The organism is Arthrobacter sp. Soil_C_49, from assembly GCF_057656635.1.
In genome coordinates this window covers 356003-381040 of the sequence record NZ_JBDGJZ010000001.1, presented here as the reverse complement: position 1 = coordinate 381040, position 25038 = coordinate 356003, and the positions used below count along the sequence as shown (strand labels likewise).

Below are 25038 nucleotides of genomic sequence, written 5' to 3'. Positions count from 1 at the left end.
AGAGGTCCAGCTGCTTGAACCAATGAAGCCCACCCTAGCCGCAGGGATGCCCGCCGAAGATGTCACTTTTGCTCAAGAAATGGACAGTTTCGGCGCACTCCACCAGGCAGCCCCTTGTGGGCAGGCGATGTTAGGCAGGACCGGTCCGGTCCAGTGCGTCGAGGAGGCGCCGGACCGAGCCGCCCAGGTTCCAGTCCACGGCGAGGCGTTCCAGCTCGGCGCGGGCTTCCCCAGCGACGGGGTGCAGCCGGGCGCCGGCCTCCTCCAGGGAAGGCAGCTTGAGGTCCCGGACAAGGCGGACGACGGCGGGCGCCGCCCTGAGGTAGTCCGCGGCGGCTTCCAGCTTCGCGCGGACCGGTGACGAAAGTCCGCTGCCGGCATCCGCTGCTGCCTCGAGCAGGTCTTCCAGGGTGCCGTACTTCAGCAGCAGTGACGCCGCCGTTTTTTCACCGATTCCCGCCACACCCGGCAGCCCGTCCGAGGCATCGCCGCGGAGGGTGGCATAGTCCGCATACTGCTGGGGCAGCACGCGGTACTTTCCCACCACCACTTCTTCGGTCATTACATCCAGGTTCCGCATGCCGCGCGCCGTGTAGATGACCCGCACCTGGCGGGAGTCGTCGCAGACCTGGAAGAGATCACGGTCCCCGGTCACCACGTCCACCGGCATGCCGGCATGGCTGGCGTAGGTGCCCACAACGTCGTCGGCTTCATGCTCGGCCGCACCCACGATCGCAATTCCGGCCAGGCCCAGTGCCGTCCGGATCATGGGCAGCTGCGCTTCGAGCGCATCCGGCACCACCTCCACATCCGGAGCACCGGTGTTCGCTTCTGCCACCCGGTGGGCCTTGTAGGTGGGGAGCAGGTCCACCCGCCATTGCGGCCGCCAGTCGTCATCCCAGCACGCGACGAGGTGGGTGGCCCCGTAATCGGTAGTGAGCCTGGCGATCATGTCCAGCAGGCCCCGGACCGCGTTGACGGGCGTCCCGTCCTCGCGGCGAATGGAATCGGGCAGGCCGTAGAAGGCGCGGAAGTACAGAGAGGCGGTGTCCAGCAGCATCAGGCGGTCAGGCATACCCTGATCCTGACACGGAACACTGCCTGCCGGGGCAGCACGGGCAGCCCGCCACGCCGCCAGCCCGGGTGCACGCCCGCGAACCGGCTCTGGCACACCGGCCCGATCAGGGCGAGAATGGCCTCGTGATCCCCGCTCTGCGCGGCGCGGACAGCGAACCCATGAACGCTGCCGCCCGAAGGGTCCAGCGCATCTACCTGACGTTGACGCTGGGCAATACCCTTGCGGCTTCCTTCATCTGGGGCGTGAACACGCTGTTCCTGCTGGACGCAGGCCTCAGCAATTTCGAGGCCTTCGCCGCGAACGCGTTCTTTACGGTGGGCATGGTGATTTTCGAAATTCCCACCGGGGTGGTGGCTGACGGCTGGGGCCGCCGGGTGTCGTTCCTTCTGGGCACCGTGACCCTGGCCGGCTCCACTTTCCTTTACTACCTTTTGTGGCAGTTTTCCGCGCCGTTCCCGCTGTGGGCGGTGGTGTCGGTGCTGCTGGGCCTGGGTTTCACGTTCTTCTCCGGTGCTGTTGAAGCCTGGCTTGTGGATGCTCTGCGCTACTCAGGCTATGAAGGCGGGCTGGAGGCAGTGTTCGGCCGTGCCCAGATGGTCTCCGGCGTGGCAATGCTGGCCGGTTCCGTGGCGGGCGGCGTGATCGCCCAGGCCACCAACCTCGGTGTACCGTTCCTGGTGCGGGTGGGTGTACTGCTGGCGATGTTTGTGGTGGCCTTCAGCCTGATGCACGACGTCGGATTCACCCCGGAGCGCTCCAGGCACCCGCTCCAGGCGACCCGCACTGTCCTGACTGCATCGATCGACAACGGCCTGAAAATCCCGCCCGTGCGGTACGTGATGCTCGCCGCCCCATTCAGCGCCGGCGTCGGGATTTACGTCTTCTATGCCCTGCAGCCGTTCCTGCTGGAACTCTTCGGCGACCCCCGCGCCTACTCGATCGCGGGCCTCGCGGCGGCCATTGTGGCCGGCGCCGAGGTGGTGGGCGGCTGGCTCGCGCCCTACGCCAGGCGGCTGTTCCACAAACGCACCTCCGTGCTGATCGTCAGCGGCAGCATCAGCGCGGCGCTTTTGCTGGTGCTCGGCTTGACCCGGGTGTTCTGGGTGGCCCTGGTCCTGCTGACGCTCTGGGCGGTGATTGACTCCGCCGCCACCCCGGTGCGGCAGGCCTACATCAACGACATGATCCCGTCGAAGCAGCGGGCCACCGTGCTCAGCTTCGATTCGCTGATGGGTTCCAGCGGCGGTGTGGTGGTGCAGCCTGTACTGGGAAGGAGTGCCGACCTGTTCGGTTACCCGGCGTCACTGGCGCTGGCCGGTGTTTTCCAAAGCCTGGCAGTTCCGTTCCTGTTGGCCAGCCGGCGGCAGGGTGCCCCGGCCGATCGGGCCAGCACATCCGCTGACTCCCCGGACCAGGGGCCTGCCGGAGATTCCCGCGACTGAACCGGCGGCCCGGTGCTGGGTATAGTTGTTGGTCTCCCCAAGGAAGGCGCCGCATGATCGAGATCCTGAGCCCCACCGAAATCAGCCGGGCAAGGGAAACAGGAGCCCTGGTCGCAGATATTCTTCAGGCCTTGAAGGGGCGTGCGGCCGTGGGAACCAACCTCCTGGACATCAACCGGTGGGCCGGGGAGATGATCATCGAAGCCGGCGCCACGTCCTGTTACATCGACTATGAGCCGTCCTTCGGGCGCGGGCCGTTCGGGCACTACATCTGCACCGCCGTCAACGACGCCGTGCTGCACGGGATGCCCTACGACTACGCACTGGCCGACGGCGACCTCCTCACCCTTGATCTCGCCGTCATCAAGGGCGGCGTGGCGGCGGACTCCGCCATCAGTTTCGTTGTGGGCGGCTCCAAGCCCCTGGAAAGCATCAACATGATTGATGCGACAGAACGCGCGTTGTACGCGGGGATTGCAGTTGCCGGGCCCGGAGCGCGGATCGGCGACATCTCCCATGCCATCGGGTCGGTCCTCAGCGAAGCAGGCTACCCCATCAACACCCAGTTCGGCGGCCACGGCATCGGATCAACCATGCACCAGGACCCGCATGTCCCCAACACCGGGCGGCAGGGCCGGGGGTACACGCTGCGTCCGGGCCTGCTGCTGGCGCTGGAACCGTGGGTCATGGCGGACACCGCTGAACTCGTTACCGATCCTGACGGGTGGACCCTCCGCAGCGCCACAGGCTGCCTGACGGCGCACAGCGAGCACACCATCGCCATTACCGAGGACGGCGCGGAAATCCTCACCCTTCCCACCCGGGCCGTGCAGTAAGGCGTGCAGTAAGGCAGTCAGCGGTCCCAGGACGTCCAGTCGGCGTCGTCGAACGCCTGCCCGCGGAAATGCGCGCGCAGGTACTCACCCACCACGGCAGCTCCCAGGCCGCCGACATCGGGTGCCACCACCCTGGCCCCCACCCGGCGGGCCATGCGCTGCACGAACCGCTCCAGGCTGGGATCGTTCCCCAGGCGGAAGAAGGTGGTCTGGGTGCCGCCGCGCCCCAGGCGGTCGAGTTCGGCCACGGTGACCCGGATGGTTTCCGGGTCCGAGGGCCAGCAGAACCACGGCTCGCCGTCCGGCAGCAGGTGGGCGGTGGGCTCACCGTCGGTCACCAGCAGGAGGACGTGCTGCATTGACGGATGCCGGCGGAAGAAGCGGCCGGCCAGCAGCAGGCCGTGGTGCAGGTTGGTGCCCTGTTCCCGCCGCGACGGCAGGGCGGTCAGCTCGCCGATGTCCATGGACCGGGCGTAGCGGCCGAACGTGATCAGTTCCAGCCGGTCGCCGCGGAAGCGGGTGGAGATCAGGTGGTGCAGGGCCAGGGCGGTGCGCTTCATCGGCACCCAGCGCCCCTCTGCAGCCATCGAGAAGGAGACGTCCACAAGCAGGACGACGGCGGCCTGGGTCCGTGCCTCGGTCTCGCTGACTTCGATATCGGCAGCGGTGAGGCGGAGCCCCCGGGCAGGGTTGCCGCCGTCGGCCACCGTGCGGTGGATTGCGTTGGTCATGGTGCGGGTGACGTCCCAGGGCTCGGCGTCCCCGAACTCCCAGGGGCGGCTGGAACCGGTCTGCTCGCCGGCGGCGCCGGCGACGCGCGTGTCCCGCCGCCCCTGCCGGCCGGACAGTTGCTTCGCGGTGTCCCGCAACAGGGATCTGCCGAGCTGCCGCATGGCCTGCGGGGAGAGCCGCAGGTCGCCGTCGCTGCCCTTGCGCAGGTAGCCGCCGTCCTGCATAGCCCGTTCGATCCCGGCCAAAGTGCGGGCGGTGACGGCGGCGTTCTGGCCGAGCTGGCGGGCCAGGGCATCGAGGTCCAGGTCGTCCAGGTTGGACCCGTTGTAGGACTGGGACAGCTGGTCGGCGAGTCCGTCCAGTTCGGCGATGTCCTGCAGCACCCCGGTGCCGTCACCCAGCCCCAGGCCTTCCTGGCCCTCGAACCGCTCCGAACCGGACCAGTCCTCGCCGGGCCGCAAGGCCCGCAGGCTGTCATCGAGCTGGTCGAGCTGCGCCATCAGTTCCGGCGAGCCGAACGCCTGGGCGGAGAGCCGCATCAGCTCCTCCCGCTGCTCGGGGGACATCGACTGCAGCAGGCGCTGGGCTGCCGCGGCGCGCTTGGCGAGGGCATCGATGAGCTCCTCAACGGACTGGGGATTCTCCGGGAAGAAGTCCCCGTGCTTGGCCATGAACTCCTGGAAGTCCTGGTCCGTGTCCTCGCCGCGCCGGTGTTTGTCCAGCAGCCCGTTGAGGTCCCGCAGCATCCCGGCCACGGCTGCCTTGTCCTCCTCCGTGGCGTTCTCGAGCGCCTGCTTCATGCCGGAGAACCGCTGGTCCAGGACTTCACGGCCCAGCAGGTCCTTGATCCGCTCGTAGGCCTCCCGGGCTGTACCCGACTGCCAGTCATAGGAGGCCAGTTCGTTGACCGCCGCTGCCGTTGACTGCGGCAGGTTCTGCAGCTGCATCTCCCGGAAGGCGCGGTCGGTGTTGTCCATCATGGCGTCGCGGGCGAGCTGCTTGCGTTCCTCCAGCACCGCGGTCTCAAGCAGCTTCCGGACTTCGTCGAGGGTTCCGTCCAGCCGGTGCCGGCCCAGCAGTTCGCTGCGGCGCTGCTGTACCCGCCGGGCGAGGTCATCCAGGCCTTCCCTGTTCCGGCCGCCGCGGCGCAGGAACTCCTGCAGCGCATGCCGGGGCGAGTAGCCGGCCATGACGTCCTCGGCGACGGCGTCCAGTGCCTCAGCAAGGTCAACCGGCGGCGCGAGCGGATCCGGTCCGCCCGCATACCTGCCGTACCTGGCCGAGTGGTTATGGCTGGCCATGACGCCTCCTGTTCCGGCCGCCCGCTCCTGGCTGTAACTCTTCCAGCGCTGCGGCTAGCCGTAGATGGTTTCCTCGTCGTCGGACTCCTTGGAGATCCGGCGGGCGAGGTACAAGCCCTCCAGGGCAAGTTCGATGGCCGCAGCGCGCTGCCCCTGGTTGGTGGCGCCCAGCCGCCCGCTGATCTCGTCGTAGAGTCCCGACCCGTTGAGTCCGGGAAGGTTCTCGAGGAATTCCTGCGCCGTGATGTGTTCACCGGTGGTTACGGTCCGGTGGCCGTCAAGCGCAGCGACTAGCGGGCCCATATCGATACCGTGATAGTGGGCGCGCACAGCATCCGCGGTGGCCGTCCGCAGGAGGTGGTCGAGGACCGCCTGTTCCCTGCCCTCCTCGCCGGACTCGAATTCGATCTTGCCGGTGAGGACGTCCACCGCGGTGCCGAGGTCCACGATCCGGGCCACGGCTTCGCCTTCCCCGCGCACGCTGGCCCGGCGCAGTGCGGCCGCCGCGACCGTCTCGGCGCCGGCGATCGCGAACCGGGCTGAAACACCCGAGGTCTGGTTGATCGCCGGGGACTGCCGGAGCGCCCTGGTGTAGCGGGCCAGGATTTCGAGGATGACCGGCGGCACGTCGGCCACCAGTTGCCCCTCCTGCCGGATCACCGAGACCTCGTCATCCAGCTCGATGGGGTAGTGAGTCCGGATCTCCGCGCCGAAGCGGTCCTTCAGCGGCGTGATGATCCGGCCGCGGTTGGTGTAGTCCTCAGGGTTGGCAGAGGCGACGACGAGCACGTCCAGCGGCAGCCGCAGCACGTAGCCGCGGATCTGGATGTCCCGCTCCTCCATCACGTTGAGCATCGACACCTGGATCCGCTCGGCGAGGTCCGGCAGTTCATTGATGGCGATGATGCCCCGGTTGGAGCGCGGGACCAGCCCGTAGTGGATGGTCTCCGGATCGCCCAGGCGCCGGCCTTCGGCGACACGCATCGGGTCGACGTCTCCGATGAGGTCCGCGACGGAGGTGTCAGGGGTGGCGAGCTTCTCCACATACCGTTCGGAGCGGTGCCGCCACGCCACCCGCATCCGGTCCCCTTCAGTCAGGGCACGGGCCCGCGACTGCTCGGTGATCGGCTCGTACGGGTGCTCGTTCAGCTCGGAGTCCTCGATCACCGGAGACCATTCGTCCAGCAGCCCGGCAAGCGTGCGCAGGAGCCGCGTCTTGCCCTGCCCCCGCTCGCCGAGCAGGACCACATCGTGGCCGGCGATCAGGGCACGCTCCAGCTGGGGCAGGACGGTGCGGCTGAAGCCGTACAGCCCGGGCCACGGATCACGGCCTTCGGCGAGCGCGGCCAGCAGGTTGTCGCGGATTTCGTGGCGCAGGTCTTTCTGGACATGCCCGGCTGCACGCAATTCGCCAACAGTGAAGACTTCGGGTCGATCAGTCACCACTCCACGGTAGCCCTACCCCTGCCGGGAATCGAGGAAATCCCGGGAATCGATCCACGCAGACCTGCTGGTCCACTTACGCTTGGGGGTGATGACTGCCCAGAGCACTCTGCGAGGTGCTTCGCGCAGCACACCCGGGCGCCGTCGTCGTATGCTTCTCCCACGCAGACCCCCGTCAAGGCAGCTATGGCGCACGCCGTGGGCACGCACCTGGACCTCTTTCAGCGGATCATGATCAGCCCGTGCTCGGTGTCCGCCATCGAGTATGCGAGCCGGGTGGACCTGATCGCCCGCATCCCCCCGGGTTGCGCCCGATATCCTTGAGCAGTGCATCAGAAAGCCACTGACTGGCAGCCCTCTGACCATATGTCCGAGCCGGCACCGGGTGTCCATCTCGTCCGGGGCCCGGCGTCGAACTGGGTGGTGGTCCGCGACCAGACGGGCTTTCTGCTCATCGACACCGGTTATCCCTCGGACCGGGAACTGGTCCTGGCGTCCATCCGCCACCTGGGACTCCAGCCCGCCGATGCCAGGGCCGTGCTCATCACGCACGGCCACGTGGACCACACCGGATCCGCGGCCTACTTCGCCGGCACCTACGGGACACCGGTCCTCTGCGCGCCGGAAGAGCTGGCCCACGTCCAGGGCAAGGAAAAGCACCAGGTGACGTTCGGCCAGGTCATGGTCCGTGCCTGGCGCCCGCGCGTTTTCCGTTGGCTGCTCCACGTCATCAACGCCGGAGCCCTGACGGCACAGCCGGCAACGCAGGCCCGTGCCTGGGACGCAGAGACGCTCCGCAACCTGCCGGGCCGTCCCGAAGCCATCGCACTGCCGGGACACACCCCCGGTAACGCCGCCATCCTCCTCCCGGATGCGGGCGCCATCGCCGTCGGGGATTCCTTTGTGACCGGCCATCCGCTGAGCCGGACCAGCGGACCCCAGATGCTCCACCCCATGTACCACTCGGACCCGGCCGCGGCCCTCGAGGCAACGCGCCGCCTGGCCGGGGTGGCCGCATCCGTGATCCTTCCCGGCCACGGTCCGGCGCTTTTCATGCCGCTGCCGGACGCCGTCGCGGCCCTTCGCGGCTAGCCCCGCCTACTGCCCCGGAGGCATCACCGGCGGGACAAACTCGAACGTCATCCCGAGGAGCCAGACCAGCAGGAGCACCACCGGCAGGTGGAAGACAAACTGCAGGAACGTGAAGCCCACCAGGTCGCGGGCCCGCAGCCTGAGCACGGCCAGCAGCGGCAGCATAAAGAACGGGTTGATGAGGTTCGGCAGCGCCTCGGCGATGTTGTAGATCTGCACGGTCCAGCCGAGGTTCATCTGCACGTCGGTGGCGGACTGCATCACGTACGGCGCCTCCACCAGCCATTTTCCGCCGCCGGACGGCACCAGCAGTCCCAGGACGGCGGTGTAGAGGGCAATGACGACGGCGAACGCGCCGTTGCCGCCGATGTCCGAGAAGAACTCCGCCAGGTGGGAGGAGATGGTCATGCCGCCGTGGCCCGTGGCCTTGGTCAGGATCGCGGCCATTGCCGCGTACAGCGGAAACTGGACCAGGATCCCCGCAGTGGCCGGGACGGCCTTGGTGACGGCCTGCAGGAAGTTCCGCGGCGTCCCGTGCAGCACGAGGCCCAGGATCAGGAACACCAGCAGGTAGCCGTTCAGGCTGCTCACCACGGTGAGGAACGGCTTGGTCAGGAACTGGGAGACCAGCCAGCCGAGGGTCAGGATGCCGGCAAGGATGGGCAGGATCCGCCTGTATTCGAGCCATTCGCCCGGGCGGGACCGCGGGGCAGGTTCGCTCGGTTCATCGTCGAGGTCGACGCCGAGATCCTCAGCCGTGCGGATGGCGCCGCCGCGGGGTGCCGAGAAATGGGCGATCACCGTGGTCAGTGCCATCAGGATGACGAGCGTGAGCAGGGACTGCCAGGTGAAGATGGTTGTGCCGAAATCGAGGATTCCGGTGATCTTCAACAGGGCCGGAGGCAGCGAGGCGGCGGTGGCCTGCAGTTGCGCAGCGGAAGAGGACAGGCCGAGGGCCCAGACCGCGCCAAGGCCCATAAAAGCGGCCGCGCCGAGTGCCCGGTAGTCCACGGTGAGGTCCTTGCGCCGGGCAATCGCCCTGGCCAGCAGACCGCCGAAGATCAGGCTCAGGCCCCAGTTCAGGAAGGACACGGACATGGACATCAGGGCCACGAAGCTCACCGCCGTGCGGGCCGTGGCCGGAATCAGTGCCAGCCGGCTGATGAGCCTGGCCACCGGAGGCGAGGTTGCCACCACGTAGCCGGTGAGGACCACCATGGCCATCTGCAGGGTGAAGGCCGTCAGGTCCCAGAAACCGTTGCCGAAGGAATCGGCGATGGACTGCGGTGAGGCGCCGATGGCCAAGGCAGCGACGGCGATGATCACCACGCCGGCGAGGGCGAAGATGTAGGCGTCCGGGAACCATTTTTCGGTCCAGGCGGCCATCCGCTGGGCCACCCGGGCGAGGCCCCGCTCATCGGTTGCGCTTTCCGTCAACACTGTGTTTCCCACAGGAACTACCTCTCCATCGAGTGCCGCGTTGTTTACCCGAGGGAGCTTAGTGCGGATCGGCGCGAGAACCGGTTAATCAGCGCTAACCCAGCGTGCCGCAGGCTCGCTAGCTAACGTCCTGAACAGCATCAGTGTCAGTGGGCGCGGCGCGGTGGTCCACGCTGGCGGTCAGTTCGTCGATACGTTCGACTGCCGAGTTGAGCTGCTGGACCGCGGCCCAGAGGACGGGCTGCTCGTCGCGGATCTGTTCGAGGGTGGCGCCTGCGGATCGAAGGGTTGCGAGGTCGAAACTGACGTTGGTGCGCGCCCCTGTCACGGCTGCCCGCAGGGCGCCGAACGCGACGACGACATCGGCAATGAGTGCAGGGTTCCCGTTGGCGGCGAGCCAGCCGAGGTCTTCAATGGCTTCGGTGGCGCGTTCGCCCAGCACGGCCGATGCTTTGGCGGCGTTCACCGATGCCCGGTGGATGGCCTCGTCGCGTTCCGGGCCTGGTTCGAGGCGGAAGGCGGCGCCGAAGGCTTCGGAGGCGGCAGCATCGTCGTCGGCAAGCCGCAGGGCGGTCCGGCGCAGCGCGCGGGCCCGGGCGTGGACATCCGCCAGTTCCTTCCGCTCCCCGTCGCCGGGTTGGGTATAGCCGGCCACCATGGATGCCAGAGACGCGGCGATGGCGAGCATCACCCCTGTCCCGGCCCCGCCTCCCGGGGAGCCCTTCGACTCCGCCAGGGCCTGGGTCCATGCTTCAACCGTCGAATCCTGGGTTGTCACCGCTTCAGAATCAGCCATGGCACCCATTGTGCCTACTTCCCTGTCGGATCTTGAGCAGATTTTGGGCATACACATGCCGTTTCCTGATGATGATGCAGCAGGATCAAGGCAGGTTGGGTATCCGCTGAGACCCCGCACCGGGCGTAGCGCGGCACCTTTCAGCCCTTCCGTTCTGCCCTGTACGCCCGGGGACTGACGCCATGCAGCCGCCGGAACTGCCGGGAGAAGTAGAACTGGTCAGCCAGGCCTACCTCGCGCCCCACCTCGGCCACTGTCAGGTCGGTGGTGTCCAGCAGGAGCCGCGCCCGCGCCATCTTCAGCGCTGTGTGGTGGGCCAGCACTCCCCCGCCCGTCGCCTCCCGGAACAGTTTGCTCAGCTGGGACGACGATACGCCCACCAGGGATGCCAGGTCAGGCAGCCGGATGGCCCCGTCCACCCGGTCCTCCAGGAAGTTCATCGCCCGCTGCAGCGCAGTGCCCTGGGCGGGGACGCGGCGGTCCACGGCCAGGGTGGCCAGCAGCTTCCACGCCATCCCGGCCGTGGCCACCAGGCGGGCCGGCGACTGGTCCTGTTCCAAGGCGGTGATGATTTCGTCCAGCATGGCCGTCAGGCGGTCCACGGCCACCAGCGGAATGATCGGCCGGTCCGGGCGGACGCCTGATTCTTCGACGAGTTCGGCTGCATCCGAGCCGCGGACGTGGCACCACCAGATGGTCCAGGGGTCCTCTCTGGACGCACCGTACGCGTGCGCCTCTCCCGTGCCGCCGGGAAGGACGACGGCGGTGCCCTTGCCGACGTCGAACCGGGAACCGCGTGTTTCCACCCACCCGGACCCCGCGACGCAGAGGATCACGATGGTTTCCTGCGCGCCCTGGGGGCGGTGCCGGCCGTGCGCTTCCGCGACCGGAAAGACCCCTGCGTCCGTTACCACCAGCCGCCGGGTGACAGGGCGGGCCAGCGCTTCCCGGACCAGGGGGCGGGGAACCACCACCAGCCGCTGGTTCTGGAATCCCGTTGCCCGCTCCACGCCCGTCCCCTCCGTCACCAAACGTCCATACTAGCCGTCCAGGTTGAGTCAGGCCGAAGCCTCACGCCAGGCAGTCCAGTGGAGCAGCTCCACGGTGTCCAGGGCGGCAAGGTCGCCGTCAGCATCATTCCGCCTTTGTTGGGCCGCCCCCGGCACACCCACTTTGGCTTCCTTGGGGAGCGGCAGGATTTGCAGCAGGATCGCGGCTCCGGGACGGATGCCGGCGTCGTGCGTTTCGATCACCCAGGGGGAACCGTCCCAGAAGCGGTCGGCCACCACGGTGCCGTCAACGAGCAGCCGGGCGACGTCCCCGGCCCAGCTGATCTCCAGCTCCGTATGCCCCTCCCCGGCCGGAAAGGCCGTCACCGGATCAATCCTGTAGATCTCTGCACGTTCGTCCATGTCCCTGTCTGTGGGCGCTGCCGCCCTGCCTGCCAGCGACCCGAAGGAAGCCGGGACGGGCGCGGCGGCCCGGATGCGTTCGGCGGCAAGGGTCCGCCGCGCTGGTTCCGGGTCCGGGCCGGCTACCTGGACCTCCTCGAACCGGCCGGACGTTGTGGAGTACCGCCGAACGGCGGGTGATCCCGGCGACCTCCCGGCCAGGAGTCCGTCAGACCCCGCCCAGAGCGGGTCAGCGCACAGGACAAGCTCCCGTCCGCGCCGGGTGTCCAGGACCCATGCCTGATCCGCCAGATCCGCAGGCAGGATAAGGATGTTCAGTGCAGCTTCGGAGGACCGCGCTGTCAGGGTGGCCGGCGTGGTGGGGTCGGCGGCGTAGGCGTTGCCGCCCAGGGCAACAGCCGGCCCGTCAAGGGCTGTTCCCTGAGCGAAGCAGAGCTGCGGTTCGATTCCTGCCCCGGCTGCCAGGACCAGTGTTGGTGCGGCCTCTGGACCCAGGAGGGTCAACGGGGATGCCGTGGCCCAGCTCAGGCGGACTCCGGCGAGGTCGAGGTTAACGGGCCAGACGGCGATCGTCCCGGCGGGAATGGCGACAGGCTGCCCGGGAAAAGTGACCCTTTCCTCCCCCAGTGACAGGCTGAACTGAGCGCGGGCGTAAGCCGGCAGGGGCACATGGGGCTGGTGCCAGGTGATGAAGACGAAGCCTGACTCGCCGTCCGAACGCAGCGCCCAGCGAAGCGTCTCCGAATCCATCACCCCGGCGGGCACCTGGTCCGGCAGTGTGGACGGCATCGGGGCGAGCCGGCCGCCGAACGCCGCGAGGAACGCGTGCTGCCTGCGCAGCAGTGCGAAGCTGGGAGCCAACCTGCCGGCAGCGCCGATCGGGGCGTGGAAGTCGTAATCGAACACGGGAAGGTCGTTGGGGTAGCCGGTGGCCTGGGATTCCTGCAGCCCGACGGACGGGTTGGTCCCGCCGGTGAACATGTAATAGCCCTGCCAGCCCGAACCGCTGCCGATTTTGTTGTTGGCCACGGCGGCCACGTCCTTCCCCGCGGGCCACGGCCGGCGCTGGTAGGCGGTGGCCATGCCCCCGGTCAGTTCGCAGGTGGCGGGCGGGTAGAGGGCCGACGGCGACCGGGGCGGCTCTGCCTCACTGCCGGCGAAATGCCCACGGAGGTCGGCGCCGATGCCGGGGTCATCCCACTGGTGGCTGAAGAAGTAGTGCTGCCGGAAGGTGGGGTCCCAGGGCGCGTCGGCGTCCACCCAGAAGCCGTCGCCGTAGCCGCCAAAGACCGGGAGGACCTCCTCCTCGGGGATGTCCGCCCCGCCCCAGGCTGTGGCGGTCCAGATGGGGGCACACAGACCTGCTGCGCGGGCAAGGTTCTTCAGCCCGGTGATGTGTCCGGGCTGGTCATAGAGTTCGTTCTCCAACTGGATGCCGATGACGTTGCTGGACGGCCCGGTCAGCCCTGCAAGCTCCGTGCCGAGGCGGTTGAACCAGCGCTCCACAAGGGCCAGGTAGGCAGGATCGTTCGTGCGGTGTTCGACGGCGGCCGTTTGGACCCAGTCCGGGAACCCGCCGTTGCGAACCTCGCCGTGGCACCAGGGCCCGATCCGCAGGACAACGTCCAGCTCCAGGGCGGCGCACAGGCGGACAAAGGCGGCAACGTCAAGGTTCCCGTCGAAGCGGACCTCGCCCTCGGCCTGTTCGTGGTGGACCCAGAAAACGTAACAGGCCACCACAGTGATGCCGCCGGCCTTCATCAGCCGCAGCCGGTCTTCCCAGCGGGACCGGGGAAGCCGGCTGAAGTGGATTTCGCCCGATACCGGCACCGTGGCGCGGCCATCCACTTCGATGTAATGGCTGGTGACCCGCCATCTGTTGTGCTCGTCCTGGATGTTGCTCATGGGCGGCAGCTGCAGGGCGCGTTCGTGGGGCCGGTAGGTGGCGGTCAGGATTTCGAGGGTGGTTTGTTCAGGAGGCATGGGGCTCTTTCAGCTCACGGGGGCGGTCTGGATGACGTTGTTCATGCGGCGCTGCCACCCGTCGTCGGCCCACAGGGGGTGGTGCGGGGCAGCGTTTGAGCACAGGACCATGCCCCAGATTCCGTGCTGCAGTGCCGTGCGGATGCCGCGTTCGGCCAGTTCCTTGCCGATAGGGCCTTCCTCGAAGGTGCCGTGGAGCGGGGTGTAGCCGATCCAGCCTTCGCCCACCACGGCCGGCACGTTCTTCCACCGGGCCCAGGCTGCGATGGCGATGACCCGCGACTCGACTTCCCGCCGCATCACCTCGCGGTGGGGCCCGTACTCGTTGTAGAGCCAGGTGTCCCACGCCTCCGGATCAATCCAGTCGTAACCGTAGAACATCTGGCCGGTCACGACAGTGGCGCGGTATTTCCAGTCGGCCAGGCGTCCGTACTCTTCGATCGACGGTGCATCGGGGCGCAGCAGGGCGCGCAGGGCCGGGTTGGGAAAGCCGGAGGTGCCCTCGGACCGGATGTCGATCTGCTGCTGCAGCGCATCCAGCACCCCGTAGCTGTAGACATGGAATTGCGCCGCGCCAAGGCCGTCGGGGACTGTGTGCATGGCCAGGTGCGGCGGCTTGCCGTAGCTGGCGCTGACGAGGAGGTCCGGATGCAGTGACCGCAGCCGGCGCAGCTGCTCGCTGCCGCCGTCGGCCAGCGCCGGCAGGATGGAAAAGTCCACCTCGTTATGCAGTTCCACCATGGCGATGCGGTCCCGGTGCCCGGCCGCGGTGAGCGTGTTGATGAGCCCGTCCCAGGCATCCGCCAGCACGCGGTACCTGTCAGCGAGGGGAACGGAATTAATAGCCTCGAACCACTCCGGGGACCGGGCGAACACCGTGGACTGCTGGTACTCCCAGCTGGCCAGGATCACCACGAGTCCGTACCGGGCTGCGGCCTCGAAAAGTTCCAGCAGGCGCTCCCGGAGGTTCACGCGGTAGCCGCCCGGCGCGTCGTACCAGCGTGTTCCCCTCCCGTAGATGCCAGCGTCCGGAGCCTTCCCCAGGCCCTCAACCTCAAGGTCACCGGCCACGGGCTCCAGCCCCAGTCCGCCGAAAAGCAGCAGCGGTGCGGCACAGATCCGGAGTGTGTTGTACCCGAGCGCCGCCGCCTTCGCGCAGGCCGCGTCCAGGTCCGCGTACGGGCCGCCGTGCTCGGCCCGCGTGTACCAGGAGAAGTCCCAGAGGGTGATGGTCAAACGCGCTGGAAGATGCGACGGCGGCGCTCCGGTCAGGCCGGCCGCGTCGCCTTCGAGCGTTCCGGACCCGAGGTACCGCGGTGCGTCCGTCACAGGTTCGCCCCTTCCTTCCCGTGGGCCCGTCCCAGAGCGGCGAGCTCCCGGAGTGAGTTCGCCATGTCGAGTCGGGATGAAGCCGTGCCGGTATCGAACAACAGCAGTTCGGGCAGGGAGGTCGCGAAGTAGTCCGGAGCAGCGGGGGCGGCCGCCAGTTCATCAGCCCGGTCTTCGAGGCACTGCCAGGCCGCCTCCGCTTCCGTCTTTCGGCCCAGCCGGATGAGGGCGATGCCCCGCCAGTAGTCCGCGGGACCGGCAGGCCTGGGGTCCACGGCCAACAGGCTGTTGTCCCGGCACGCCTCATCCCAGGCGGCTGCCGAAGCCTCGGTATACCCTGCGAGTTCGAGAGCGTCCCCCAACGCCAGCAGCCGTTCGCCCACGCTGTCCGCCGGGTGCCGTCCCTCGCCCAGGTTCGCCGGGGCCTCGATACCGGCGCGCAGCAAGGTGATGGCCGCCGTCGGGTCCTGCTCCATCTGCGCCCTGGCCTGCTGGACCGCCGCCCGGTCGTAGGCCGCGAGCGCCTTGCCTTCACCGCCTTCAAAGGGCTGGAAGCTGCGGGTGGCCATGATCTCCAGGGCCTCTTCTGCCCGCCCGGCATCCAGGAGGAGATTGACGTAAAGCAGCACCAGGTCGTCGCGGTTCAGGACCGAACGGGAGTGCCGTTCGATGGCGGCGATCCGCTCGTTGGTCGGCGCGCCGCGGAGGCCGGCCAGCACGGACCGTTCGAAGACGAGCCGTGCATCATCCGGGCTCAGTTCCAGTGCATACTCCAGGTACTGGTCGGCGGCGTCGGGATCACCGCCGGTATTGACAGTGGCAATGGCCGCGTTCCGCCACACCACCGGATCCGTTGAGCCGAGCATCATGGACTTCTCCAGGTGGGCCAGCGCATCTTCGGTGCGTCCGGCATCCAGCAGCCAGCAGCCCAGGAGCCCGTGTGCCACCCTGTCCCGGGGGTCGGCCTCGAGGGCCCGGTGCAGGGCGTCGTATTCGTCCAGCCCATAGGGAAAGGCATAGGCCAGACCGCTGCTCCTTGCCGCCCTGCGTTCTGCCGACGCCGCATCCGGGTCCCGCAGTTCCTCGAACCAGCCGGCACGGAGGTAGTGGCGGAGGGGGTCCGGGTTGCCAAAGAGTTGGTTGGCATCCCTCGGCAGCCCCTGTTCGGTCAGGTCCAGCGCACGCTGCCACTCCCCTGCGCGTGCCAGCCAGCAGGCCACGGCCAGCGGGGTTTTCGGGTCCGCCGTTGCCAGGGAGCCGTCCAGTGCCAGCGCCACGGGGTCCAGCGGATCCGCCACGAGGATGTCCTGCAGCAACCGGGCGTTTTCGTCCGGGCGTCCGGAGTTGGCCATGGCCAGGAACAGCAGGTGCTTTGCCTCCGGGCTGGCCGGGTCCAGGCGCAGCGCGGTGCCGGCGTGCCGGTGTGCTTCAGCGGGCTGTTCCTGTCTCAGGGCCAGGCGGGCCAGCGCCAGGTGCGCCGGGTGGGCCCAGGCCTTGTCCCAGGCCGCCTTCCCGAACCGCTCCCGGGCCTCATCCAACTGGCCGGTGCGCTCAAGGATGAGGCCGAGGCGGTAGCTGGCCTCCCCGCTCGGCGGATTCAGGTTGCGGCGGGTCAGCCGCGCCAGCGCGTTCTCCAGCAGCTTCCTGGCCTGCCCGTAGTGTCCGGTCCGGTACTTCGCTGCCGCCAGCGCGATCGAGGCGCGGGAATCCTGCGGGTCCCGGCCGAGCATCTCCTCCAGGTACGGCAGCGGCGAGCGCGTGGGGTGCCGGTTCTGCGCCAGGTGGGTTGCCGTCACAAAGAGCTCGTCCTGGCTGTCCATGTCCGACGGCGGCACGGGTTCAGTTGCTGCCCGGGGCTCCTCCGGCTTTTCCGGTGGTTTCCTCGGCGTCCACGTGATCAGCTCCCGGTCCCCGTCCATGACCTGCAGCGTGAGGCCGGTTTCCGTTGCTCCGGCGGGCAGCTCCACGGTCACGGTGAAGGGGTGGGCCGGTGAAATACGGCCGGTCCATTCCCGTATGGTTGCCTCCAAGTGTTTGAGCACCATGGTGGCGGTCTCCCGGTCGGCCGTGCTGGAGACACCTACCGTGACGTTGCGGCCCGTCCCGTCCAGCTGCAGCGACACGGCAACGTCGAGGTTCGCCTGGTGCGCCGGGCCGATCTGCCGGATGGGGTACCAGAACTCGCTGAAGCTGCGGGTCTCCCCCGGTGCCAGGTAGCTGAAGTCAGGCTGGTTGTCCGTAAAGACGCCGGACATCAGCTCCACGTAAGGGCCGTCGTCGTCCGTTAAGTGCTGATCCCATGCCTTGCCCACGGGACCATTTCCCCAGGTCCACTGCTTTTTGCCCGGTGAGATGCTGCGGTCGGCCCAGTGGACGAAGCCGGCACGGGCGTCGTGGTCGTAGCCGCCGAAGAAGCTGTCCCTCGTGTCCGTGATCATGTAGGAGGTGGGGACCGGGATATTGCTGTAGAAGTCGATCCGGTCTGCATCCGCCTGGCCGTCCTGTCTGGCCAGGGCAGGGTAGTCCACGCCGTAGTAGGGCCGGTCGGCGCGCGGGAAGGCGGTCACCGCCCGCCGGGCATGGTCCGCGACGTACCGGACATCGGTGGGAAAGAATGACTGGTAGTTCCCGTGCACCCGGGCCGCGGCGTTCGCCCACCACAGGAAGGTCTGGGGCTCATCCGTGCGGTTGTACAGCCTGGCCTCAACCTCCACCAGGGAACTGCCCGGACGAAGGCGCACTCCGTGCGTCCCCCGCATCCGCTGTAAGGGATCGAGATCGCTGTGCCACACAGTCACCTGGCCGTCGTCGCAGCGCTCCACCGATGTTTCCACCGGGAGGAACGTTCCCGGGCGGTGGTGCTGCGGCCAGTTGAACTCCACCCCGCCCGAAATCCATGGCCCTGCCAGCCCCACCAGGCCGGGCTTGATCACGTTGTTCCGGTAAAAGAAGTCGTAGGCGGCGGTCTTGTCGAAGCCGATATGGATCCGGCCGCCGATCTCCGGCAGCAGCATCAGGCGCACATAGTCGTTTTCCAAGTGGATGGCCTGCCAAAGCCGGGGTTCCTTCGATGCCGCGATGCTGTCGATAAAGGGCAGCGGGTAGACCTTGCCGCTGGAGCCCTGGTACACGCGCCGGTCCAGGAACAGGGGGTACCGGTCCGGCTTCCCCGGAGCGTACGTATCAATAACCACCGGCTCGGACCAGCAGGCAACACCGCCAGCTTCCAGGACCGCCTGCTGGTCCGGCGGTGCGTCGGGCAAAACGATTCGGCTTCTGTTCTGATGCTTCACGGATCAAAGCCTATGGAGTTGTTGTGGCCGTTCCCATGGCAGATCCGCGCGAGTATATGGACGATTGTGTACGGCTAGGCGTCAGCGACGTCAATGAGCACCTTGCCGACGATGTTGCCTTCCACGGCGGCATGTGCCGCGGCAGTTTCGGCCAGAGCAAAACGGTGGAGCGGAAGCCCGGCCTGCTCTCCCACAGGCAGTGCGCCATCGGCGAGGGCCGCATTGATGTCTTCGGCGGCGGCGCGCACAGCCTCCATGCCAACGGTGTAGAGCAGCACAAACTGGTACCGGACATTCAGGCTGAAGTGCTTGCGCACGTCCAGGTTCACCAAGTCGCCGCCGTTGTTGGCGTACACAGCCACCGTGCCGCGGTTGCGGATGACCGCGAGGTCGAGTTCGGCGTTCTGCGCAGGTGCCACCTCAACTATGAGATCAACGCCGTGCGGAGCAATCCGGCGGATGCCCGCCGCTGGATCGCCGTCCTTGTAATTGATGATGTGGTGGGCCCCGGCGCTGCGGACCAGCGCTTCCTTCGCGGGACTGCTGATGGTGGTGATCACTTCGGCGCCGGCCCACCTGGCGAGCTGGATCGCGGCATGGCCCACAGCCCCGGCACCTCCCGCGACGAGCACCACCTTGCCTTGGAGGGCTCCGGGGTGGAGCCGGCGCGGGCCGTCCTCGGCAACTGTCAGGGCCCGGTGGGCAGTTATGGCCGGAACGCCAAGGCTTGCACCGACGTCGAACCCCGCGTTGCCGGGCAGCGCAAAGACACGCTCAACCGGGAGCAGCGTGTACTCCTGGGCGGTTCCGCCGTCAGCACGTTGATAGGCGGCGAGGGCCAGCCATACCCGGTCCCCGATCTGGAACCCGCTGGTTCCCGGGCCCACCGCGTCCACCGTGCCTGCGCCGTCCTGGTTCGGCACGACGTCCGGAAAGGGCAGCGGTGCACCAGGCTTGGCGCCGCGACGGGACTTCCAGTCTGTGGGGTTCACTGCGGAGACCACCACGCGTACGCGCACTTCCCCGGGCCCCGGATCACGGATCTCCCGTTCAACAAGCTCGAGAACGGACGGATCACCGGTGGCGCGGTACGCGATGGCTTTCATATTCACCTAACCTACGCACACACAGGGCAGCGGGGCTACCGTCAGGCGGCCCCGCTGCACATCATGATGGGTGTTGGCGTACGTCGACCCGCCGCACGCCATTACCCGGGGCGTCAGTGGCGGCCGTATCCCTTGTGCTCGGAGTCGACGACCTGGACAGCGGTGGCCAGGGTTCCATCAGCCAGGCTTCCCCAGGCATACACGATGGTGTTTTTACCGCCCTCCACGGTGATGTCCGCCGGGCCGATCACGGGGGTGGTGGTGCCGGCCGCAGCCACGGAGGCCGAGATGGTTCCGGCCCTGAGCTTCAGCGTGGCTTCGTCAGGGTTGCTGAGCCCCTCGATCACTGCCGTTCCGCCGGCCAGGACGTCGACGGCGGGGGCTGCGGCTACGTGCCGCACGGTCAGTTTGCCCTTGTTGTCGTTACGCGGAGCCTTGGTGTCATTGGTGAAGAGGGTGGCAGTGGGTGCGCCGTCAGCGGTGAGGTGCGCCACCGCCGTGTAGTTTCCGCCGTCCTCAAGTTCAACGGACACCGGCCCGATCACCGGATTGGCTGCGCTGGTGGCGGTCGAAGCGGTGATGGCAATGTCGTAGTCTCCGCCCGCGAGTTCCAGCGGACCGGCCAGGGTTCCCGGCTTGAAGTCATTGAGGGTGAGGTTGCCGTTCACCCAGACGTCCACGGTCAGCCCGGGTACGCCGTGAAGAACCGAGAGCTTGGCGGGGTCATCGCCGTGGTGGTGCCAGCCGCCTGCCTGGGCCGGAGCGGCGAAAGCCAGTGCGGCCGCGAGTGACAGTGCACCGGCGGCGTAGGTTGATGTGCGCATTTCAAACTCCTCAGGGGGACGCCCGCGGGGACGGGCTGTGCTTGTGCTTACACCTCTACTACCGGCGGATCCGCCCCTGTGGATGCAAAGTAATGAATCTTTTTTGCGCCTGTTTCAAACCTCACGGGATGCGGGGGCCGGGCGGTCCACTGAGGACGGTGGGGACGTATTCGAGCAGCTGCAGCCGGCCGTCGAACGTCCGGCTGTCCACCATGTCCAGTGCGACGTCCGGATACCCGTCATAGATCCGCTCACTGCCCGTGCGGCCTGTGATGACCGGGAAGACCACCAGCCGGAATCTGTCAACGAGGCCGGCAGTGAGCAGGGAGCGGCAGAGGCTGAGGCTGCCCAGCGTGCTGAGGGGCGCCGTCCCGCTGCGTTTCATCTCCGCCACCGCCTCCACCGCGTCACCAGCCACCAGCTGCGAGTTCGGCCAGGTTAAGGGGGCCTTCAGGGTGGAGGAAAATACGATCTTGGGCACGGCAGCCAGTCCGGTGAGGCTGGCCCCCTCGTTGTCCGAAAAGCCCGAGTCTCCGGCCGCGGCCTCCTGGGACATGCCGGACATCAGCCGGTACGTGTTGGCCCCGAGCAGGAAGGTGTAGTTCTTCTTTCCTTCCTCCTCAAGCCAGGCCAGGTACTCCGGCCCTTCCAGTCCCCACCAGCCGGGCCATCCTTCGGCAGAGGCATAACCGTCCAGTGAAATGATCAGGTCCACCATCAGTGACGATGCTGGTGTTTCTCCCGCTGCCTGGCTCATGGCCGTCTCCTCGTTGAATCGGCGGATCCCGGAGCGGCAGCAAGGTGCGTGCCGCAGGCTCCGGTGCCGGCCATGCTATCGCCGGCCTGCTGCCGGGTCTACCCGTCCGGAGACTCGCGTGAGAGCATACGGGCATGTCACCCATCAGGCGCATCCGTCCCGAAGGGCTCGTTGCAAGCCCTGCCTTCAGCCATGTTGCTGTGGTGCCGCCGGGCGCAACCACTATTTATGTCGGCGGCCAGAACGCCGTAGACGCCGAGGGATCACTCGTCGGCGAGGACGACGTCGCCGTCCAGTCCGCCCGGGCCTTCGGGAACGTTAAGACCGCGCTCGCGGCTGCGGGCGCGACCATCAGTGATGTTGTGCAATGGACGGTGTTGTTCGTGGCCGGCGCCGACATTGCCGCAGGGTACGGGGCCATCGCACGTGAACTGGCGTCCGACGAGCCCGCTTTGGTCACTGCAGCCCTTGTGTCCGGGCTGGGCGTGCCGGGCGCGCTCGTGGAGATCAGTGCCGTCGCCGCCGTGCTTCCGGAAGCCGCGCCGTAGCACCGCCGGGCGCGGTGGGCTACTCGAAGCGCACCGGATCCCACTCGAGGATCCGTGGAATCGCGAGGCCTTCCACCACAAACGGATCATCAGCGATAAACCGTTCCGCATCTTCGCGCGAGGTAAAAAGCCCCATGGACGAACCGGCCGGGTCAGGGGTCAGGAACGGGCCCAGAGCCAGCAGCCCGCCACCCTTGGCGCGGAAGGCTTCGAAGTAAGCCTGGTGGCGGGGGTATGTCTCGAGGACGCGTGCCCGGTCGGTGCCATCACTGAGGCTGTAAATAACGATGGATTCCATGCCGCCGATCCTATCTCCCGCCCCCTCAAGGGTCGCCTGGAGGCACCCCTTCCAGCCGCCGTCGGGCCCTACTAGCATGGCCCTAATTCCCGGACACGCCGCCGACGAAAAAGGAAGCCATGACCATCGTTACGTGTGATCTGACCGTATCCCTCGATGGCTTCCTCGCGGGCCCCCACCAGACGATGGACAATCCTTTGGGTGTGGGCGGCGAGGAACTGCACCGGTGGCAGTTCGAGGAACCCGTTGCCAATGCCGCAGAGCTTGAGGGAATTCTTTCCGCCGGCGCCTACATCATGGGACGCAACATGTTCGCCGGCCCCGGCCCTGGCCCATGGGGGGGAGGACTGGCGCGGCTGGTGGGGCGAAGAACCGCCCTATCACGCCCCGGTCTTTGTGCTCACGCATCATCCGCGGCCGCCCCTGGTGATGGACGGCGGCACAACGTTCTACTTTGTGGAGGACGGGATCGAGCCGGCACTGGCGCGGGCACGGGAGGCCGCGGCCGGCAAGGACGTGGCCGTAGCCGGTGGCGCGGAAAGCGCCCGCCAATATCTTTCGGCGGGGCTCATCGACGAGTTGCGCCTCCATATCTCTCCGCTTCTCCTCGGAGCGGGCGAACAGCTCCTGGACGGCGTCCGGAACGTGACGCTGGAGCCGGTGGAGGTAAGCGGCACCAGCCTGGTAACGCACATCCGCTACCGGGTGGCGGGTCCGCGTGTTGGGGGTAGCTGACGAACCCGTGCGCTCCTGACCGCTATGGTGCACGGGCGCATTCCGAGGGTCCTGGCGCTGGCCTTCGCTGGGTCCGGACGGAGCACCGTTTACCTCATTGATCGCTTGAGAGCTGCTATGGCGTCACCGCTGAAGGTGGCTGTAGCTTTGGACTACTTTCCTTCGAACCAGCCGAGGTGCCGGAGGTACCTCCGATGCAGCCCTTGTCCACGTCATTGGTTCTGATCGCGTTGCTGGCTGTCGCCGCGCCCCTTGCTGCCCGTTTCCTGGACCGGGTGCTCAGGGTGCCCGTCGTAGTGTTCGAAATTATCCTCGGAATGGTGCTCGGTCCCAGCCTGCTTGGATGGATACAATCCACGCAGTTCACTGACTCCCTGGCGGATTTCGGGTTGGCGATGCTGTTCTTCGTGGCCGGCAACGAGATCGATTTCGCCGCCATCCGGGGCCGGCCCGCCAAACGTGCTGCGGCAGGCTGGGTGATCTCCCTCGCGGCAGGCATTGGTGCCGGGCTGGTCCTGGCACCAGGGCCGGAGGCTGCCGTGATCATCGGCGTGGCGTTGTGTTCCACTGCCCTCGGCACGCTCTTGCCGATCCTGCGCGACGCCGGCGAGTCAAAATCCCCGATTGGCATCACGGTGGCAGCGCTGGGCGCAGTCGGGGAATTCGGGCCCCTGGTCGCCGTCTCACTGTTCTTCAGCGGAAGGGAACTGGGACCAGCCACGGCGGTGCTTCTCGGGTTTGTCCTGCTGACCGGCCTGGCGATTTTCCTGGCCTCCCGTGCGCGGCATACACTGCTCCATTCCCAGGTCACCAGGACCTTGCACACCAGCGGCCAGTTCGCGGTCCGGTCCATCATGTTCATCCTGAGCGTTCTCGTTGTCCTCAGCATGGTGCTGGGGCTGGACATGCTGCTGGGCGCATTCGCCGCGGGGGTCCTGTGGAAAGTTGCCATCGCCCGCGCTCCCGAACGCGACCGGCACGTCATCGAGATGAAGATCGACGCCATTGCCTTCGGTTTCCTGGTGCCGATCTTCTTCATCGATACCGGAATCGACTTCGAGCTGAACGCGCTCACCAGCAGTCCGGCAACCCTTGCGCTGGTCCCCCTGTTCCTTGTACTCCTGCTCGTCATCCGCGGGCTGCCGTCGTTGCTGGCCGCTCCCCCGAAATCCAGTCCTGGCGACAAACGGGCCATTGTCCTGTTCGCGGCAACGGGGCTGCCGATTATTGTCGCCGTGACCGGCATCGGCCGGGACGAAGGGCTGATCACCAGCGGCATCGCTTCGGCGCTTGTGGGAGCAGGAATGCTCTCGGTGCTCCTGTTTCCGCTGCTCGCACTCCGGCAGCATCAGCGCAGCGCAGCAGGAACCAAGCGGCCGGCAGTGCCGAGCCGTTAGGTCAATTCCGCCTCCTTTTCGCCGCGCTTTACTGGCCGATTTGAGGAATGACGAGAACCGAACTGGCACATCCCCGTGCCCTTAGCCCGCCCTTGACAGATCTTACTGAGTGCACTCATAATTGAGGAAGATCAGATATAAAAGGGTGCTCAGTTATGAAAGCGTTTGTTGTTACCAAGTACGGGGAGCCGCTGCGGGAAGCGGACGTCGCCGAGCCAACCATGGGGGAAGGGGACGTACTGGTTCAGGTGCAGGCAGCAGGCCTGAACCAGCTGGACGAAAAGATCCGGCGGGGCGAGTTCAAGCAGATCCTCCCCTACAAGCTCCAGTTGATCCTCGGCAACGACGTCGCCGGAACGGTCATCCGCGTCGGGGCCAAGGTGCGCCGGTTCAAGCCCGGCGATGAGGTTTACGGCCGCCCCGCCAAGGACCGCATCGGCACGTTCGCTGAGCGCATCGCGGTCGCCGAGGAGGATCTTGCGCTCAAGCCCGCATCGGCAAGCATGGCGGAGGCCGGCTCGCTGCCGCTCGTGGCGCTCACGGCATGGCAGGCGCTCGTCGAACAGGGCAACGTGCATCCAGGCCAGAAGGTCCTCATACACGCGGGTGCCGGAGGGGTTGGTTCCATCGCCATCCAGCTCGCCAAGCACCTCGGCGCGACCGTTGCCACCACGGCGAGCGGCTCGAACGCGGCCTTCGTCCGGGAGCTCGGGGCCGACGTGGTAATCGACTACCGCAACGAGGACTTTGAGCAGCACCTCAGCGGGTACGACCTGGTTCTGGACAGCCTCGGCGGGGCGAACCTCGAGAAGTCGCTGCGCGTCCTCCAACCAGGCGGGAAGGCGATCGGGATTTCCGGTCCGCCGGATCCGGAATTCGCCCGCAAGGAAGGCTTGAATCCTGTCCTGCGGCTGGCGGTCACCCTGCTCAGCAGCAGGATCCGGCGGCAGGCCAGGAAGCTCGGGGTCAGCTATGAGTTCCTCTTTATGCGCGCCAGCGGCGACCAGCTGCGCCGGATCGCCGCACTGGTGGACGACGGCGTGCTGCGCCCGGTAGTAGGAAAGGTTTTCGATTTCGCCCAGACTCCACAGGCGCTGCAGTCCCTGGCCGACGGCGGCATCCGCGGCAAGGCAGTGCTCACCGTCTCGCGCTGACCCACACTCACGCAGCAGCCCCCACAGCCCCATCAGGAGAAG

At 67.4% G+C, this 25038-nt stretch carries 19 protein-coding genes and 2 pseudogenes; 8 read left to right on the top strand and 13 right to left on the bottom strand.

Annotation, left to right across the window (positions count from 1 at the left end):
* Nucleotides 1-130: 130 nt before the first annotated feature.
* Nucleotides 131-1075 carry a 5'-3' exonuclease H3TH domain-containing protein gene (locus tag AC3A4Z_RS01745; RefSeq protein WP_493969168.1) on the bottom strand — a complete coding sequence of 315 codons (945 nt, stop codon included), beginning with the start codon at nt 1073-1075 and terminating at the stop codon, nt 131-133.
* 161 nt (nt 1076-1236) lie between these two features.
* On the opposite strand from AC3A4Z_RS01745, the gene AC3A4Z_RS01740 reads away from it, so the two are divergent.
* Both AC3A4Z_RS01740 and map read left to right on the top strand, forming a co-directional pair.
* Complete coding sequence (locus tag AC3A4Z_RS01740) at nt 1237-2520, top strand: MFS transporter (RefSeq protein WP_498710051.1); 1284 nt, start codon at nt 1237-1239, stop codon at nt 2518-2520.
* Nucleotides 2521-2573: 53 nt separating this feature from the next.
* On the top strand, nt 2574-3356 hold the full coding sequence (map, locus tag AC3A4Z_RS01735; protein WP_498709646.1) for a type I methionyl aminopeptidase: 783 nt from the start codon (nt 2574-2576) through the stop codon (nt 3354-3356).
* A gap of 17 nt (nt 3357-3373) precedes the next feature.
* On the opposite strand, the gene AC3A4Z_RS01730 is transcribed toward map, so the two are convergent.
* Both AC3A4Z_RS01730 and AC3A4Z_RS01725 read right to left on the bottom strand, forming a co-directional pair.
* Complete coding sequence (locus AC3A4Z_RS01730; protein WP_498709644.1) at nt 3374-5389, bottom strand: vWA domain-containing protein; 2016 nt, start codon at nt 5387-5389, stop codon at nt 3374-3376.
* Between the two features lie 54 nt (nt 5390-5443).
* Nucleotides 5444-6832, bottom strand: a complete 1389-nt coding sequence (locus AC3A4Z_RS01725) for a sigma 54-interacting transcriptional regulator (protein WP_498709643.1) — start codon at nt 6830-6832, stop codon at nt 5444-5446.
* Between the two features lie 113 nt (nt 6833-6945).
* Here AC3A4Z_RS01725 and AC3A4Z_RS01720 point away from each other — a divergent pair.
* A pseudogene (locus AC3A4Z_RS01720) lies at nt 6946-7156 on the top strand (histidine phosphatase family protein); the annotation flags it as partial.
* A gap of 42 nt (nt 7157-7198) precedes the next feature.
* The gene (locus AC3A4Z_RS01715; protein WP_498710050.1) at nt 7199-7924 is read left to right on the top strand and encodes an MBL fold metallo-hydrolase; all 726 of its coding nucleotides are present in this window, start codon (nt 7199-7201) and stop codon (nt 7922-7924) included.
* Between the two features lie 6 nt (nt 7925-7930).
* On the opposite strand, the gene AC3A4Z_RS01710 is transcribed toward AC3A4Z_RS01715, so the two are convergent.
* From AC3A4Z_RS01710 to AC3A4Z_RS01670, 9 genes are all read right to left on the bottom strand, one after another.
* Nucleotides 7931-9376, bottom strand: coding sequence for a short-chain fatty acid transporter (locus AC3A4Z_RS01710; protein ID WP_498709641.1), 1446 nt, complete (start codon nt 9374-9376; stop codon nt 7931-7933).
* Nucleotides 9377-9482: 106 nt separating this feature from the next.
* Complete coding sequence (locus AC3A4Z_RS01705) at nt 9483-10160, bottom strand: cyclodeaminase/cyclohydrolase family protein (protein WP_498709640.1); 678 nt, start codon at nt 10158-10160, stop codon at nt 9483-9485.
* A gap of 140 nt (nt 10161-10300) precedes the next feature.
* The gene (locus AC3A4Z_RS01700) at nt 10301-11188 is read right to left on the bottom strand and encodes a helix-turn-helix domain-containing protein (RefSeq protein WP_498709638.1); all 888 of its coding nucleotides are present in this window, start codon (nt 11186-11188) and stop codon (nt 10301-10303) included.
* Nucleotides 11189-11218: 30 nt separating this feature from the next.
* Nucleotides 11219-13555: a beta-galactosidase gene (locus AC3A4Z_RS01695; protein ID WP_498709636.1), complete on the bottom strand. Its 2337-nt coding sequence runs from the start codon at nt 13553-13555 to the stop codon at nt 11219-11221.
* A gap of 9 nt (nt 13556-13564) precedes the next feature.
* A complete protein-coding gene (locus AC3A4Z_RS01690; protein ID WP_498709635.1) occupies nt 13565-14884 on the bottom strand; it encodes a cellulase-like family protein in 1320 nt (439 codons plus the stop codon).
* Nucleotides 14881-18177 carry a DUF5107 domain-containing protein gene (locus AC3A4Z_RS01685; protein WP_498709633.1) on the bottom strand — a complete coding sequence of 1099 codons (3297 nt, stop codon included), beginning with the start codon at nt 18175-18177 and terminating at the stop codon, nt 14881-14883. Before AC3A4Z_RS01685 ends, AC3A4Z_RS01690 begins: the two co-directional genes overlap by 4 nt.
* A gap of 74 nt (nt 18178-18251) precedes the next feature.
* The gene (locus AC3A4Z_RS01680; protein WP_498709631.1) at nt 18252-19283 is read right to left on the bottom strand and encodes an NADPH:quinone reductase; all 1032 of its coding nucleotides are present in this window, start codon (nt 19281-19283) and stop codon (nt 18252-18254) included.
* A 113-nt stretch (nt 19284-19396) separates the two neighbouring features.
* Nucleotides 19397-20107 carry a DUF4397 domain-containing protein gene (locus AC3A4Z_RS01675; protein WP_498709630.1) on the bottom strand — a complete coding sequence of 237 codons (711 nt, stop codon included), beginning with the start codon at nt 20105-20107 and terminating at the stop codon, nt 19397-19399.
* A gap of 121 nt (nt 20108-20228) precedes the next feature.
* On the bottom strand, nt 20229-20864 hold the full coding sequence (locus AC3A4Z_RS01670; protein WP_498709628.1) for a dihydrofolate reductase family protein: 636 nt from the start codon (nt 20862-20864) through the stop codon (nt 20229-20231).
* 134 nt (nt 20865-20998) lie between these two features.
* Here AC3A4Z_RS01670 and AC3A4Z_RS01665 point away from each other — a divergent pair, with 134 nt between their 5' ends.
* Nucleotides 20999-21412, top strand: coding sequence for a Rid family hydrolase (locus AC3A4Z_RS01665; RefSeq protein WP_493969181.1), 414 nt, complete (start codon nt 20999-21001; stop codon nt 21410-21412).
* Nucleotides 21413-21431: 19 nt separating this feature from the next.
* Here AC3A4Z_RS01665 and AC3A4Z_RS01660 read toward each other — a convergent pair whose 3' ends face one another.
* Nucleotides 21432-21710 carry a YciI family protein gene (locus AC3A4Z_RS01660; RefSeq protein ID WP_493969182.1) on the bottom strand — a complete coding sequence of 93 codons (279 nt, stop codon included), beginning with the start codon at nt 21708-21710 and terminating at the stop codon, nt 21432-21434.
* Between the two features lie 119 nt (nt 21711-21829).
* Between AC3A4Z_RS01660 and AC3A4Z_RS01655 the strand changes: the two are divergent.
* The 3 genes and pseudogenes from AC3A4Z_RS01655 to AC3A4Z_RS01645 all read left to right on the top strand — a co-directional run bounded on the left by AC3A4Z_RS01655 (nt 21830) and on the right by AC3A4Z_RS01645 (nt 24996).
* A pseudogene (locus tag AC3A4Z_RS01655) lies at nt 21830-22445 on the top strand (dihydrofolate reductase family protein).
* A 194-nt stretch (nt 22446-22639) separates the two neighbouring features.
* Nucleotides 22640-23842 (top strand): cation:proton antiporter, encoded by a 1203-nt coding sequence (locus tag AC3A4Z_RS01650; RefSeq protein WP_498709627.1) that lies wholly within the window; start codon nt 22640-22642, stop codon nt 23840-23842.
* A gap of 155 nt (nt 23843-23997) precedes the next feature.
* On the top strand, nt 23998-24996 hold the full coding sequence (locus AC3A4Z_RS01645) for an NADP-dependent oxidoreductase (RefSeq protein WP_498709626.1): 999 nt from the start codon (nt 23998-24000) through the stop codon (nt 24994-24996).
* The last annotated feature ends 42 nt before the right edge of the window (nt 24997-25038 follow it).